The 13,747-nt window shown below is 66.9% G+C and carries 21 protein-coding genes; 15 read left to right on the plus strand and 6 right to left on the minus strand.

The window, feature by feature from the left end; translation table 11 throughout:
• Positions 1-34: 34 nt before the first annotated feature.
• The 6 genes from ACFWPA_RS14085 to ACFWPA_RS14110 all read right to left on the minus strand — a co-directional run bounded on the left by ACFWPA_RS14085 (position 35) and on the right by ACFWPA_RS14110 (position 6,029).
• On the minus strand, positions 35-898 hold the full coding sequence (locus ACFWPA_RS14085) for an ABC transporter permease (protein ID WP_378570593.1): 864 nt from the start codon (positions 896-898) through the stop codon (positions 35-37).
• Complete coding sequence (locus ACFWPA_RS14090) at positions 899-1,750, minus strand: ABC transporter permease (RefSeq protein ID WP_378570595.1); 852 nt, start codon at positions 1,748-1,750, stop codon at positions 899-901.
• A complete protein-coding gene (locus ACFWPA_RS14095; protein ID WP_378570597.1) occupies positions 1,747-2,715 on the minus strand; it encodes an ATP-binding cassette domain-containing protein in 969 nt (322 codons plus the stop codon). The genes ACFWPA_RS14090 and ACFWPA_RS14095 overlap by 4 nt, the downstream gene beginning before the upstream one ends.
• 270 nt (positions 2,716-2,985) lie before the next feature.
• The gene (locus ACFWPA_RS14100) at positions 2,986-4,425 is read right to left on the minus strand and encodes a wax ester/triacylglycerol synthase domain-containing protein (RefSeq protein WP_378570600.1); all 1,440 of its coding nucleotides are present in this window, start codon (positions 4,423-4,425) and stop codon (positions 2,986-2,988) included.
• A 43-nt stretch (positions 4,426-4,468) separates the two neighbouring features.
• The gene (locus tag ACFWPA_RS14105; RefSeq protein WP_378570602.1) at positions 4,469-5,365 is read right to left on the minus strand and encodes a glycosyltransferase family 2 protein; all 897 of its coding nucleotides are present in this window, start codon (positions 5,363-5,365) and stop codon (positions 4,469-4,471) included.
• A gap of 187 nt (positions 5,366-5,552) precedes the next feature.
• Positions 5,553-6,029: a hotdog fold domain-containing protein gene (locus ACFWPA_RS14110; RefSeq protein WP_378570604.1), complete on the minus strand. Its 477-nt coding sequence runs from the start codon at positions 6,027-6,029 to the stop codon at positions 5,553-5,555.
• Between the two features lie 569 nt (positions 6,030-6,598).
• Here ACFWPA_RS14110 and rpsJ point away from each other — a divergent pair.
• From rpsJ to ACFWPA_RS14185, 15 genes are all read left to right on the plus strand, one after another.
• Positions 6,599-6,904, plus strand: coding sequence for a 30S ribosomal protein S10 (gene rpsJ, locus ACFWPA_RS14115; RefSeq protein WP_003938093.1), 306 nt, complete (start codon positions 6,599-6,601; stop codon positions 6,902-6,904).
• 20 nt (positions 6,905-6,924) lie between these two features.
• On the plus strand, positions 6,925-7,581 hold the full coding sequence (gene rplC / locus ACFWPA_RS14120; RefSeq protein ID WP_378507992.1) for a 50S ribosomal protein L3: 657 nt from the start codon (positions 6,925-6,927) through the stop codon (positions 7,579-7,581).
• Positions 7,578-8,249 carry a 50S ribosomal protein L4 gene (gene rplD / locus ACFWPA_RS14125; RefSeq protein WP_378570607.1) on the plus strand — a complete coding sequence of 224 codons (672 nt, stop codon included), beginning with the start codon at positions 7,578-7,580 and terminating at the stop codon, positions 8,247-8,249. The genes rplC and rplD overlap by 4 nt, the downstream gene beginning before the upstream one ends.
• Entirely contained in the window at positions 8,246-8,551 is a 306-nt protein-coding gene (gene rplW / locus ACFWPA_RS14130) for a 50S ribosomal protein L23 (RefSeq protein WP_378507990.1), read from the plus strand. Before rplD ends, rplW begins: the two co-directional genes overlap by 4 nt.
• Positions 8,552-8,591: 40 nt before the next feature.
• Positions 8,592-9,428 (plus strand): 50S ribosomal protein L2, encoded by an 837-nt coding sequence (rplB, locus tag ACFWPA_RS14135; RefSeq protein WP_378507989.1) that lies wholly within the window; start codon positions 8,592-8,594, stop codon positions 9,426-9,428.
• Between the two features lie 13 nt (positions 9,429-9,441).
• Positions 9,442-9,723 (plus strand): 30S ribosomal protein S19, encoded by a 282-nt coding sequence (gene rpsS, locus ACFWPA_RS14140; RefSeq protein ID WP_005518370.1) that lies wholly within the window; start codon positions 9,442-9,444, stop codon positions 9,721-9,723.
• Positions 9,720-10,121 (plus strand): 50S ribosomal protein L22, encoded by a 402-nt coding sequence (rplV, locus tag ACFWPA_RS14145; RefSeq protein ID WP_378507988.1) that lies wholly within the window; start codon positions 9,720-9,722, stop codon positions 10,119-10,121. Before rpsS ends, rplV begins: the two co-directional genes overlap by 4 nt.
• Positions 10,121-10,915: a 30S ribosomal protein S3 gene (rpsC, locus tag ACFWPA_RS14150; RefSeq protein WP_378507987.1), complete on the plus strand. Its 795-nt coding sequence runs from the start codon at positions 10,121-10,123 to the stop codon at positions 10,913-10,915. Before rplV ends, rpsC begins: the two co-directional genes overlap by 1 nt.
• Positions 10,916-10,918: 3 nt before the next feature.
• The gene (gene rplP / locus ACFWPA_RS14155; RefSeq protein ID WP_378507986.1) at positions 10,919-11,335 is read left to right on the plus strand and encodes a 50S ribosomal protein L16; all 417 of its coding nucleotides are present in this window, start codon (positions 10,919-10,921) and stop codon (positions 11,333-11,335) included.
• Positions 11,335-11,571 carry a 50S ribosomal protein L29 gene (gene rpmC / locus ACFWPA_RS14160; protein ID WP_378507985.1) on the plus strand — a complete coding sequence of 79 codons (237 nt, stop codon included), beginning with the start codon at positions 11,335-11,337 and terminating at the stop codon, positions 11,569-11,571. Before rplP ends, rpmC begins: the two co-directional genes overlap by 1 nt.
• Positions 11,568-11,855, plus strand: coding sequence for a 30S ribosomal protein S17 (gene rpsQ / locus ACFWPA_RS14165; protein ID WP_378507984.1), 288 nt, complete (start codon positions 11,568-11,570; stop codon positions 11,853-11,855). Before rpmC ends, rpsQ begins: the two co-directional genes overlap by 4 nt.
• A gap of 281 nt (positions 11,856-12,136) precedes the next feature.
• Entirely contained in the window at positions 12,137-12,505 is a 369-nt protein-coding gene (rplN, locus tag ACFWPA_RS14170) for a 50S ribosomal protein L14 (RefSeq protein WP_007531925.1), read from the plus strand.
• Positions 12,505-12,819, plus strand: coding sequence for a 50S ribosomal protein L24 (rplX, locus tag ACFWPA_RS14175; protein ID WP_007531926.1), 315 nt, complete (start codon positions 12,505-12,507; stop codon positions 12,817-12,819). The genes rplN and rplX overlap by 1 nt, the downstream gene beginning before the upstream one ends.
• A 1-nt stretch (position 12,820) precedes the next feature.
• Positions 12,821-13,387, plus strand: a complete 567-nt coding sequence (gene rplE, locus ACFWPA_RS14180) for a 50S ribosomal protein L5 (protein WP_378507983.1) — start codon at positions 12,821-12,823, stop codon at positions 13,385-13,387.
• A gap of 2 nt (positions 13,388-13,389) precedes the next feature.
• Positions 13,390-13,575: a type Z 30S ribosomal protein S14 gene (locus ACFWPA_RS14185; RefSeq protein WP_050063877.1), complete on the plus strand. Its 186-nt coding sequence runs from the start codon at positions 13,390-13,392 to the stop codon at positions 13,573-13,575.
• Positions 13,576-13,747: the final 172 nt, after the last annotated feature.

Genomic DNA, 13,747 nt, shown 5'->3' on the forward strand with positions numbered 1-13,747 from the left:
ACCAGTGGGTGGTCGGGAGCAGGCGGTGCGCCCGTCAGATCGGGGTGCCCGCCGCCCTGCGGTAGCCGCGGATCGCGGGCCACGCGAACACGACGATCATGCCGACCGACCACAGGATGGTCTTGATCAGCGGCTCGGCGATCGGACCGCCGAGGGCCAGTGCCTTCATCGAGTCGATCGCCGTCGACATCGGCTGGTTCTCGACGAAACCCTGCAGCCAGGTCGGGTAGGCCGCGGTCGGCACGAACCCGGAGTTGAAGAACATCAGCAGCGAACAGATCAGCGACAGGAGCTCGACCAGCGGGGCCTTGGTCGCGCTCACCGACAGGGCCGTCACCATCGTCGCGAAGCCGATGCCCATCAGCAGCGGCACCAGGATTAGGGCGACCGCGGCGAGCGGACCCTGGTTGAAGCGGAAGCCGAGCATCACCCCGACGATCAGGATCAGCACCGTCGTCAGCAGGATCCGGACGGCCTCGGCCAGCAGCCTGCTGATCAGCCCGGACGCCCGGTGCACCGGCAGGATCCAGAAGCGGGAGAGCAGGCCGTTGCGCCACTCCTCCTTCAACTGCATGCCGCTGGCGATGGAACCGAACATGGAGCCGACGAGCGCGATCATCGGGGCGTAGCCGTAGACCGCGTTGATGCCGGTGGCCCTGGTGACCGAGATGCCCAGTACCGCGTTGAACATGATCAGCATCAGCGCCGGATAGCCGATCGCCTGCAGCATCGTGAACGGGTCACGCACCCAGCGGGTCAGCAGCCGCTGCGTCTGCAGGAGGCTGTGCGTGAGGAGGGCCTGCCGCGAATTCTCCGGGTACGCCTCGGTGGTCTCGTGGAAGGTGATCTCGGTGATCGGGGATTCTTCGCGGCGTTCGTGGGTCGGGGTGGCGGTCATCTACTTGCGCCTCACGTTCGCCCACACCGTCAGCGGTGCGATCACCACGAACAGTCCGATGCTCCACCAGATCGCCGGTGCGATCAGATCCATCGTGGCGTTGCCCTCCGCGATCGCGCGCATCGCGATCGCGAACTGGGAGACCGGCTGATTACGCACGAAGGCCTGCGACCAGGACGGGAACTGTTCCACCGGGATGAAGCCTGCCGAGAACATGCCGAGGATCAGCTGCGGGATGGTCAGCGCCTGGCTGGTGATCACCGGGCTCTTGCTGAGCGTGCCGATCAGGTCGCCTGCCAGCGAGAGCGTCATCGCGAATGTGAGTGACAGCCCGATGAACGCGACGGTGTTCGCGGGCCCGCCCTGGAAGCGGAAGCCGATGATGTGCCCGTAGGCCAGCGCCGCGATCAGCGAGATGGTGCAGTGCACGAACGACGCCGACATGCGGGAGGCAAGCGGAACCCCGGCGAAGATCGGCATCGTCTTGAACCGGGCGTCCATGCCGTTGACGGCCTCAAGGGCGGCCTTGCCCGCGGCGGAGATGGCGGTGAACGCCATCGCCTGCAGCACGATGATCGCCATCACGAACTGGGCGTAGTCGATGCCCTGGAACCGCATCACCAGGCGCAGCGGAAGGTAGAAGCCGATCGTGAAGATGGCGGGGGCGAGGACCGCGATGAGCAGCTGCCCGCTGGTCCACATGCCGCGGATGTTGCGGCCGGTGAGCGCGAGCCACTGCCCGACCGGTGACAGTTCCGGCCTGCGATGCCTGCCGACCCGGGCCACGACCTTCGACTGCGGTTCGGGTGGCGGGTTGTCGGACTGTGCTGCTCGCGCAGCGACTGCGGTCATGAAGCTTCGCTCTCTTCTTCGGCCGGCTGGCCCGTCAGCGCGAGGAAGACGTCGTCGAGGGAGGGCCTGCGCAGCGCGATGTCGGCCAGCGGGATCCGCGAGATGTCGAGCCGGCGCAGCACCTCGGCGAGGGTCTGCGCGCCATACTGGGCGGGGATCGACAGACGGTCGTGCCCGGTGGCGGTGACGTACTCCGGCGGCACCAGGCTGGTCAGCACGGCGTGCACCCGCGGCAGGTCGGACACGCGCAGCGGAACCACCTCGCAGTAGCTGCCGCCGGTGCGTTCCTTCAGTTGGTCCGCGGTGCCCTCGGCGATGACGGTGCCCTTGTCGATGACGACGATGTTGTCGCTGAGGACGTCGGCCTCTTCGAGGTACTGGGTGGTGAGCAGGACGGTGATGCCCTGTTCCTTGAGGGTGGAGACGAGCGACCACACGCCCTGCCTGCTGCGCGGGTCGAGCCCGGTGGTGGGTTCGTCGAGGAACACCACCTCGGGCCTGGTGACGAGGCCGCAGGCGATGTCGACGCGGCGGCGCATGCCGCCGGAGTAGCCGGCGACCTTCCGCTCGGCGGCGTACTCGAGGTCGAACTGGCGCAGGAGTTCGGCGGCGCGGGCCTTCGCGGACTCGCGGTTGAGGCCCATCAGGCGCCCGAACAGCACCATGTTCTCCCGGGCCGTCAGCGACCCGTCGAGGGCGGCGTACTGGCCGGTCATCATGATCGACCGCCGCACCGCCGGTGCCTGGGTGACGACGTCGTGTCCGGCGATCATCGCGCGCCCGGAGTCCGGGCGCAGCAACGTGGACAGCACATTGACCGTCGTCGTCTTGCCGGCGCCGTTGGGGCCGAGGATGCCGAGCACGGTGCCGCGCGGCACCTCGAAGTTGACCCCCCTGAGCGCATGCACGTCACCGAAGGACTTGCGGATTCCCTCGACCAGGACCGCAGAGTGGGGCGTAGGCATGCCTGCGAGTATGTCATGCATCGATGAACGCCGAGGCTGACCGGGGTAAGCCCGGCTGGCGCGGATCTGATGCGTGACCGGCCGGTGACGCGGGGTGCGTCCGGCTCGATCCGAGGATCCGGTATTGACGGATATGGCCTGCGTACCGGCCGTGTTCGCCAGCGCGGGTCGGCGCGATGAGATGCGTCACACCCCGGGCGGGTCGGGTGCGCGGCCGGGTCGCGTATCGCCCTCGCTGCGTGAGCGGGCGCCACCCGACGCGACGTTGATCTACGGTGCGGACTGGTCGACCGCCACCTGCTCGCCGTCCGCCCACGCGTCCTCCCGTTGTGGATGAACGAGGTCCTCGAAGGACGCACGGAGGAGTGCGGCGTATCGACCGGGGTCGGGCATCATCGCGCTGTCCGCGGTGAAGGTGACGGTGAGCGCGTCGTCCACCGAGGCCACCATGTGCGCCAGCCCGATGTTGTCGTCCACAAGGGGAACGCAGCGAATCTCGACCACCGGGTGTCCGGCAAGAGCGAGCGGTCCGGTCTCGCGCATGTAGTTCGACACGACGGTGTTAGCCCGGTGAACGGGCGCGCCAGGTGACGGCGCTCCCCGCTTCTCCCGCCACGCGTTGATTCTCGCGACGACCGGTGGGGTTGCCGCGACGCAGTGGACGGACTCCATGATGACCGGGTGTTCCCTCCTGGTCCGTTCCCGGCGAACCGACTCATGAATGGCAGCGAGCCGTAGTTGCGGTTCCCCGACGGCGCTGTGCAGGTCAACGATCATTGGCAGCGCCTGGTTGATCGCGTCGAGTTCGCCGAGGTCGCGGACGTCCTTGGGAACCAGGGTCGCGAGCGCGGCGGGGACGCCACCGTCATCGAGATACGCGGTGAGCGCGCCCGAGACCGCAGCGAGGATGACATCGTTGACGGTTGCCGCTGGCATCCGCGACCGCACACTCCGCGCCTGTGCGAGGGAGAAGCGCACGCTACCGACGGTCCGATGTCGCCCCACCCTCGCATTGAAGCGGGTTCGTGGACGGAGCTGTTCGGGCATGACGATCCGGCCCTCGGCTGTTTCGCGGGCAAGCTCGTGCTGCAGCACACGGAGCCGGCGCAGGGCGGCGACATACCGACTCAGCTGGCCGGGGAGGGTGCAGGCCGCGTGCATGAACGAGCGGTGCCGTGCCGTTCCGTCCTGCGGTGCGGCGCTGGGAACCCCCTCGGTCAACAGCATCCGGCCCAGGTTCGCGCTGGCGATGCCGTCCGCCGCGCTGTGGTGGACCTTGATCACAACGACATCGCAGATGGTGCCCCGGTCAGCCACGCCGCGCAGGAGGCGCACCTCCCACAGCGGGCGGTCCGGGTTCATTCGCTGCTCGGCAACGCGCGCCAACGCGTCGTTGAGATCGGCTTCGCCCGAGAAGTCCTGGACGAAGACATGGTTGGAGATGTCGAAGGAGCTGTCCGGGGACCAGCGCGGCGGTGCGATATCACCCGGTGCCCGCACAACGCGGGTCGTGAACATCGGAGAGCTCGAGATGCGGGCTGCCACCCAGGCTGTCACGTCCTCGCTGGTGATCTCCGGGTGGCCGGGGGCTGCGCGGCCAAGGAGGTACGCATTGACGATGGCCTGCGGCGTTCGGTCGGAGTCGGCATACAGGTAGGCGAAGTCCAGGAATGGCAACTCGCCGCGGTAGCTCGTCGGATCGTCGGTCACGATATCGGTCGATTCCCCTCGAATGGTGGACGGGCGACGGCGGTCAGGTGGTGGACGGCGCCGGAACCCGGCCGCCGATCCGGTCCTGCTCCGGCGCCAGGACCCGTCTCAGCGAGTAGCGGCCGGTGGCGGGGTCGTAGGCCCGGGTGGGAAGCCAGGTGACCAGGTGGACGAGGCGGTTGTTCCATACTTCGAGCCGCGTTGCCCGAGCCTCCCTGGCCATATCGTGCGCCTTGTAGGTGTGGGTCAGTAGATTTGTGTATCGCCAGTAGGCGGCGGGATTGGTGCGAAACCTTCGCGCCGAGGTTTCCGCCTGCATTCCGAGAACAAACGCGATATCGAACTTACTCTTCCGCAGGCACAGCGAAAGATCGAGATCATCGTGGATATCCGTTCGATCCGAAATGGCCTGCCTAATCGCGAGCCAGGCCGACTTGCGCAGGGCCATGTTTCCGCCGGGAGCCATCGTGAGGCCCGTGACCGCCAGGCCGTCCTCGGCGGCAGCGCGGGTCTTCGCGATCAGACGTTCATTCGACGCGGCGAAGGCATTGCGGAACGGTGAGTCGAACGGAAGGAGCGGGCCGGTCGCCGCGGCAACCGAGTCCGGGGCCGTGGCGAAGTAGGTGCGTACCGCGCGCGCCCAGCCCGGCTGCGCGAGCGTGTCGGCGTCGAGGCGGGCAATGATCTCGGATGTCGCCGCATCGAGTCCGGAATTGCGCGCGAAGGTGACGCCCGGACGCTCCTCGCGGATCAGCTGGAGTGCGGGTTGGCCGGACTGCAGTCCGCGCACGAGATCCGCGGTGCGGTCGGTCGAGTTGTTGTCGATGACAATGATTTCGGTGACGTCGTCGGCCTGAGCGAACACGTGCGCGAGGGTCGCCTCAATGGTGTCTTCCTCATTGAATGCCGGAATGACAACGGTCAGCGAAGGGAGTGACATGACGGTGAAGCTATCGACGTGCCGACGCCGACGAGAAATTGAGCTGGCAATTTACTCCGAATGGGTGACCTCGGAACAATTGACATCATCAGTGGGGTCGCAACGCCGCTGTCGTTCGAGGGAATTACACGCCCCGAGGGAGTTCATCCGGGTGGTGAAGGTGGCGCTGCGGCGCTGCGGCCGCAGGCTATTTCGGCGTCACCCAGATCGTGATGTCCGCGTGCACCACCTCGGCGCCCGCCCGGTCCCGGATCGTGACCGGGACGACGAGGTCGGTGCCGTCGGTGATCGCGGCGAAGTCGGGGAGCGCGGGCAGCTGCGCGACGGCGTGCAGTCCCGTCGTCGCCTTCCCCAGGTATTGCGTGTGCATCGCCTTCGGGATCCAGCGGTGCGTGGTCGGGACCGTCGCCTCGGCGAGCATCCCCATCGCGGCCTCGGCGAGGTTGCACGCCGCGATCGCGTGGAAGGTGCCGATGTGGTTGTGCACCCCCCACCACTTCGGGGACCGCACCTCGCAGCGGCCCGGCTCCAGCGCGGTGACGCGGGGGAGCACCGTCGCGAAGTACGGCACCCGCGCGCACATGCCGAGGGAGAACAGCACCGAACCGACGCCGTTCTTAGGCAGACGCTGCCAGCTGCGGTAGGTCGGGGACTCGATGGCCATGCCCCAAACCTTACTTAAAAGTAAGTTCTGGGCCAAGGGGGTCGGCCGCCCGGAGTTGAAGTCCGCGCCGCGCTACGGCATACTGTTCAGGTTGCCTGGGCCAGGGACGTGCACGCGCACGGCCTCCGCCCGGCGGTTGAGGGTCGAGGATCAGCACGTTCCGGTGGACGTTTCACCGGACTGCCGGTCGGGCCGAAGCAGAACAAGTCGTCGCAAGACGGAAGCAGTGACCACCTGCGCTCCACCCGGAGCGCAGCCCGGGACACATTTTCCGCCGCCGATTCGTGTGTAAACGCGGGTCGGGGACGGAGCGGGAGGGCGACACGCCCGACCGCGTGGACCGGGGACAGTTCCATGACAGATGAACAGCGGCAGCGGATCGGAATCCCGATCGGCATCGGACAACGAGTCCCAGGACCCTGCGTCCCGATCGCCAACGTTCTTCTTCGCCCGGAAGTGGGTGGGAACTGTGCAGACGAGGTAGCCCCTGACGGGTCTACGTGCAAACGAGCAGCATCCCCGGATGCTGCGAAGGCCTAATCACATCGGGCAAGGAAGAGGACACAAGCGTGGCGGGACAGAAGATCCGCATCAGGCTCAAGGCCTACGACCATGAGGCGATCGACGCGTCTGCGCGCAAGATCGTCGAGACGGTGACCCGTACCGGGGCCCGTGTGGTCGGACCGGTGCCGTTGCCGACCGAAAAGAACGTGTACTGCGTTATCCGTTCGCCGCACAAGTACAAGGATTCGCGCGAGCACTTCGAGATGCGCACCCACAAGCGGCTCATTGACATCCTCGACCCGACGCCCAAGACGGTCGACGCGCTCATGCGCATCGACCTGCCGGCCAGCGTCGATGTCAACATCCAGTGAGCGCGGCGGAGACAACAACAATGACTGAGAACAAGATCACGGGCATCCTGGGCACCAAGCTCGGCATGACCCAGGTCTTCGACGAGAACAACCGGGTCGTTCCGGTCACCGTCGTCAAGGCCGGACCGAACGTCGTCACCCAGATCCGCACCGAGGAGCGCGACGGCTACAGCGCCGTCCAGCTCGCGTACGGCGCGATCGACCCCCGCAAGGTGAACAAGCCGACCACCGGCCAGTTCGCCAAGGCCGGTGTCACCCCCCGCCGCCACATCGTGGAGCTGCGCGTCGCCGACGCCGGCGAGTACGAGGTCGGCCAGGAGCTCACCGCCGCTGTGTTCGAGGACGGCGCCTACGTCGACGTCACCGGCACCTCCAAGGGCAAGGGCTTCGCCGGCACCATGAAGCGTCACGGCTTCGCCGGCCAGGGCGCCTCCCACGGTGCGCAGGCCGTGCACCGTCGCCCGGGCTCGATCGGTGGCTGCGCCACCCCCGGCCGCGTGTTCAAGGGCATGCGCATGTCGGGCCGCATGGGTAACGACCGCGTCACCACGCAGAACCTCTCGGTCCACAAGGTGGACGCCGAGAACGGTCTGCTTCTGATCAAGGGTGCGATCCCCGGCCGCAAGGGCGGCCTCGTGATCGTCAAGACCGCAGTGAAGGGTGGTGCGTCCGCATGACCGAGACCGCAACCAAGCTCACCCTCGACGTCCGCAACGCCGACGGCGGCACCAACGGCACCGTCGACCTGCCCGCCGAGATCTTCGACGCCCAGGCCAACATCGCGCTGATGCACCAGGTCGTCGTCGCTCAGCTGGCCGCGGCACGTCAGGGCACGCACTCCACCAAGACCCGCGGCGAGGTCCGCGGCGGTGGCAAGAAGCCGTACCGGCAGAAGGGCACCGGCCGCGCCCGTCAGGGCTCGACCCGCGCGCCGCAGTTCGCCGGTGGTGGCATCGTCCACGGCCCGAAGCCGCGCGACTACAGCCAGCGGACCCCGAAGAAGATGAAGGCCGCCGCCCTCCGCGGTGCCCTCTCCGATCGGGCCCGCAACGAGCGCATCCACGTGATCACCGAACTGGTGGCGGGTCAGACCCCGTCCACCAAGTCCGCCAAGAAGTTCCTCGGCGAGATCTCGGATCGCAAGAAGGTCCTGCTCGTCGTCGGACGCGAGGACATCGCGGCCTGGAAGAGCGTGCAGAACCTCGAGGGTGTGCACCCCATCGCCCCCGACCAGCTGAACACCTACGACGTGCTCAACAGCGACGACGTCGTGTTCAGCGTCGAGGCGCTCAACACGTTCGTCCACGGCCCGGCCGAGTCGGCGCAGAAGGAGGAGAGCAAGTGAGCACCATCGCCGATCCCCGCGACATCCTGCTCGCGCCGGTCATCTCCGAGAAGTCCTACGGACTGATCGAGGAAGGCACCTACACCTTCCTGGTGCACCCGGACTCGAACAAGACGCAGATCAAGATTGCCGTGGAGAAGGTCTTCGGCGTCACCGTGACCAGCGTCAACACCGCCAACCGTCAGGGCAAGCGCAAGCGGACCCGGTTCGGCTACGGCAAGCGCAAGAACACCAAGCGCGCGCTCGTGACCCTCTCGGCCGACAGCAAGCCCATCGAGATCTTCGGAGGCCCGGTCGCGTAAGCGGGCGGGACTTGACGAGATATAGAGGACGAGAAGACTCATGGCAATCCGTAAGTACAAGCCGACTACCCCGGGCCGTCGCGGCTCGAGCGTCTCGGACTTCGCCGAGATCACTCGGTCGACGCCCGAAAAGTCGCTCATCCGCCCGCTGCACGGGCGCGGTGGTCGTAACGCGCACGGTCGCATCACGACCCGGCACAAGGGTGGCGGACACAAGCGCGCCTACCGGCTGATCGATTTCCGTCGCAACGACAAGGACGGCGTGCCGGCCAAGGTCGCGCACATCGAGTACGACCCCAACCGCACCGCGAACATCGCGCTGCTGCACTACGCCGACGGCGAGAAGCGCTACATCATCGCGCCGAAGGACCTCAAGCAGGGTGCACGGGTCGAGTCCGGTGTCGGCGCCGACATCAAGCCCGGCAATAACCTGCCGCTGCGCAACATCCCGACCGGTACCACCATCCACGCGGTGGAACTGCGTCCGGGCGGCGGCGCCAAGATGGCCCGCTCCGCCGGTGCCAGCATCCAGCTCCTCGGCAAGGAGGGTCCGTACGCGACCCTGCGCATGCCGTCGGGCGAGATCCGCCGCGTCGACGTGCGCTGCCGCGCCACCGTCGGCGAGGTCGGCAACGCCGAGCAGTCGAACATCAACTGGGGCAAGGCCGGCCGCATGCGCTGGAAGGGCAAGCGCCCGACCGTCCGCGGTGTCGTGATGAACCCGGTCGACCACCCGCACGGTGGTGGTGAGGGTAAGACCTCCGGTGGTCGCCACCCGGTCAGCCCGTGGGGTAAGCCGGAAGGCCGCACCCGCAAGCCCAACAAGCCGAGCGACAAGCTCATCGTCCGCCGCCGGCGTACCGGCAAGAAGCGCTAGGAGGGAGTGAAGAATGCCCCGCAGTCTTAAGAAGGGTCCGTTCGTCGACGACCACCTCCTCGCGAAGGTGGACGTGCAGAACGAGAAGGGCACCAAGCAGGTCATCAAGACCTGGTCCCGTCGTTCGACCATCATCCCGGACTTCATCGGTCACACGTTCGCCGTCCACGACGGTCGCAAGCATGTGCCGGTGTTCGTGTCCGATTCGATGGTCGGTCACAAGCTCGGTGAGTTCGCACCGACCCGCACGTTCAAGGGTCACATCAAGGACGACCGGAAGAGCAAGCGTCGATGAGCACTGAAACTCAGAACCCCACCGCCAAGGCGGTCGCGCGCCACGTGCGCGTGACGCCGATGAAGGCCCGTCGTGTCGTGGACCTGGTTCGTGGTCGTTCCGTCGAGGACGCCCTGAACATCCTCAAGTTCGCGCCGCAGGCCGCCAGCGAGCCGGTCGCCAAGGTCGTTGCCAGCGCCGCTGCCAACGCCGAGAACAACCTCGGTCTTGACCCCAGCACGCTGGTCGTCGCCACCGCGTACGTGGACGAGGGTGCCACCCTCAAGCGTTTCCAGCCGCGTGCCCAGGGCCGTGCGTTCCGGATCCGCAAGCGCACCAGCCACATCACGGTCATCGTGGAGAGCCTGCCGAAGGCCGGAACCTCGACCCGCAACCGCCGGAAGGGAAGTGCTCAGTAGTGGGCCAGAAAATCAACCCGCACGGCTTCCGCCTGGGTATCACCACCGACTGGAAGTCCCGCTGGTACGCCGACAAGCAGTACGCGGAGTACGTCAAGGAAGACGTCGCGATCCGCAAGCTCCTCGCCACCGGCATGGAGCGGGCAGGCATCGCGAAGGTGGAGATCGAGCGCACCCGTGACCGGGTTCGCGTCGACATCCACACCGCGCGTCCGGGCATCGTCATCGGCCGCCGCGGCGCCGAGGCCGACCGCATCCGCGCCGCCCTCGAGAAGCTGACCGGCAAGCAGGTCCAGCTGAACATCCTCGAGGTCAAGAACGCGGAGGCCGAGGCCCAGCTCGTCGCGCAGGGCGTCGCCGAGCAGCTCAGCAACCGTGTCGCGTTCCGTCGCGCCATGCGCAAGGCCATCCAGTCGGCCATGCGTCAGCCGAACGTCAAGGGCATCCGGGTGCAGTGCTCGGGCCGTCTCGGCGGTGCCGAGATGTCCCGCTCGGAGTTCTACCGCGAGGGTCGGGTCCCGCTGCACACGCTGCGCGCGGACATCGACTACGGCCTCTACGAGGCGAAGACCACCTTCGGCCGGATCGGCGTGAAGGTGTGGATCTACAAGGGCGACATCGTCGGTGGCAAGCGTGAGCTGACCGCCGCCGCGCCGGCAGGCGACCGCCCGCGTCGCGAGCGTCCGAGCCGCCCGCGTCGTTCCGGTGCTTCGGGCACCACCGCGACCAGCACCGAGGCCGGTCGCGCCGCCTCCGAGGCCCCGGCCTCGACCGAATCGAATCAGGAGGGCTGACGCATGTTGATCCCACGTCGGGTCAAGCACCGCAAGCAGCACCACCCGAGCCGTTCGGGTGCGGCCAAGGGTGGCACCCAGGTCACGTTCGGTGAGTACGGCATCCAGGCTCTCGAGCCCGCCTACATCACCAACCGTCAGATCGAGTCCGCTCGTATCGCCATGACGCGCCACATCAAGCGTGGCGGCAAGATCTGGATCAACATCTTCCCGGATCGCCCGCTGACCAAGAAGCCCGCCGAGACCCGCATGGGTTCCGGTAAGGGTTCGCCGGAGTGGTGGGTCGCGAACGTCAAGCCCGGTCGGGTCATGTTCGAGATGAGCTACCCGAACGAGGAGATCGCTCGCGAGGCCCTGCGTCGCGCGATGCACAAGCTCCCGTGCAAGTGCCGCATCGTCACCAGGGAGGAGCAGTTCTGATGGCTACTGGAACCCCCGCCGCGGAGCTCCGCGAGCTCACCGAGGAGGAGCTGGTCACCAAGCTCCGCGAGTCGAAGGAAGAGCTGTTCAACCTTCGCTTCCAGATGGCGACCGGTCAGCTGGACAACAACCGTCGCCTGCGCACCGTTCGTCACGAGATCGCGCGCATCTACACCGTTATGCGCGAGCGTGAGCTCGGCCTCGCCGCCGGCCCGGGTGCGGGTGACGCGGCATGAGTGAGAACGAGAAGGACACCGCAGTGACTGAAGAGCGTGGGACCCGCAAGGTCCGCATCGGCTATGTCGTCTCCGACAAGATGGAGAAGACGATCGTTGTCGAGCTCGAGGATCGCGTCAAGCACAAGCTGTACGGCAAGATCATCCGCCGCACCACCAAGGTGAAGGCGCATGACGAGAACGGCCTCGCCGGCGTCGGCGACCGCGTGCAGCTGATGGAGACCCGACCGCTGTCGGCGACCAAGCGCTGGCGTCTGGTCGAGGTGCTCGAGAAGGCCAAGTAGGCCCTCGCGTTCCTCCCGGCGTTGGCACCAGCTGCCCGCGCCGGATGCAGCACTGTCGAACGGCCCGTCCCGGACTTCCGGGGCGGGCCGTTCGGCTGTGACAGGGATCCCCACCTGCGTGAATCGGGTGTCACCGATTTGGCTTCGCGGTGCGGATTCCCTACACTAGGGCGGTTGCCTGTGCCTCCGCATGCCCGCGTGCGGGTACGGATGGGCGGCAGACCGCGCGTATCGGGTCGGTAATCCGCTACGTACGAAAATCCAGGTCTTAGGAGAGATCAGTGATTCAGCAGGAGTCGCGACTGCGCGTCGCCGACAACACGGGTGCCAAGGAGATTCTCTGCATCCGCGTTCTCGGTGGCTCGTCCCGTCGCTACGCCGGGATCGGTGACATCATCGTCGCCACCGTCAAGGACGCCATCCCGGGTGGAAACATCAAGAAGGGCGAGGTCGTCAAGGCCGTCGTCGTGCGCACCACCAAGGAGCGCCGCCGTCCGGACGGCTCGTACATCAAGTTCGACGAGAACGCCGCCGTCTTGATCAAGCCCGATCACGACCCGCGTGGCACCCGCATCTTCGGACCCGTCGGCCGCGAGCTGCGCGACAAGAAGTTCATGAAGATCGTCTCGCTCGCCCCGGAGGTGCTGTGATGAAGGTGCACAAGGGTGACACCGTTCTGGTCATCGCCGGCAAGGACAAGGGCGCCAAGGGCAAGGTCATCCAGGCCTACCCGGCGACCGACAAGGTCCTCGTCGAGGGTGTGAACCGGATCAAGAAGCACACCGCGGTCTCCGCGAACCAGCGCGGCGCCTCCTCCGGCGGCATCGTGACCCAGGAGGCCCCGATCCACGTCTCGAACGTCGCGGTCATCGACTCGGACGGCAACCCCACCCGCGTGGGCTACCGCACCGACGAGAACGGCAAGCGGGTTCGGATCTCCCGTAAGAACGGGAAGGACATCTGAGATGACGAGCACTGAGAACAAGATCCAGCCGCGCCTGAAGCTGCGCTACCGCGCCGAGATCAAGGACGCGCTGAACGCGGAGTTCAAGTACGACAACGTCATGCAGATCCCCGGCGTGGTCAAGGTCGTCGTCAACATGGGTGTCGGCGACGCCGCCCGCGACGCCAAGCTGATCAACGGCGCCGTCGCGGACCTCGCGCTGATCACCGGTCAGAAGCCGGAGATCCGCAAGGCCCGCAAGTCCATCGCGCAGTTCAAGCTGCGTGAGGGCATGCCGATCGGTGCCCGCGTCACCCTCCGTGGCGACCGCATGTGGGAGTTCCTCGACCGTCTCGTGTCGATCGCGCTTCCGCGAATCAGGGACTTCCGTGGCCTGTCCGGCAAGCAGTTCGACGGCAACGGCAACTACACGTTCGGCCTCAACGAGCAGTCGATGTTCCACGAGATCGACGTCGACAAGATCGACCGCCCGCGGGGTATGGACATCACCGTCGTGACCACCGCCACCAACAACGACGAAGGCCGTGCCCTGCTCAAGCACCTCGGCTTCCCGTTCAAGGAGAACTGAGCATGGCGAAGAAGGCACTGGTCAACAAGGCCAACAAGAAGCCCAAGTTCGCGGTCCGCGCGTACACCCGCTGCCAGAAGTGCGGCCGGCCGCACGCGGTCTACCGCAAGTTCGGCCTCTGCCGCGTGTGCCTGCGCGAGATGGCGCACGCCGGCGAGCTGCCGGGTGTCCACAAGAGCTCGTGGTGATCTCACCCGTTCGACGGTGACACCACCAGTGTGACAGGCGAGGGGCGCGGACCTGAAAAGGTGCCCGCCCCGAGTTGTTTGCGGGGCCCCCCCCCGGGGGGGGGGGGGGGACACCAGGGGGGGTTTTGGCAGGGACGGGGCGTTTGCGAAACAAATACGGGTTGGAGTGGCA

Origin of the sequence: Rhodococcus sp. NPDC058505 (assembly GCF_042720095.1) — a bacterium.
GTDB lineage: Bacteria > Actinomycetota > Actinomycetes > Mycobacteriales > Mycobacteriaceae > Rhodococcus_G.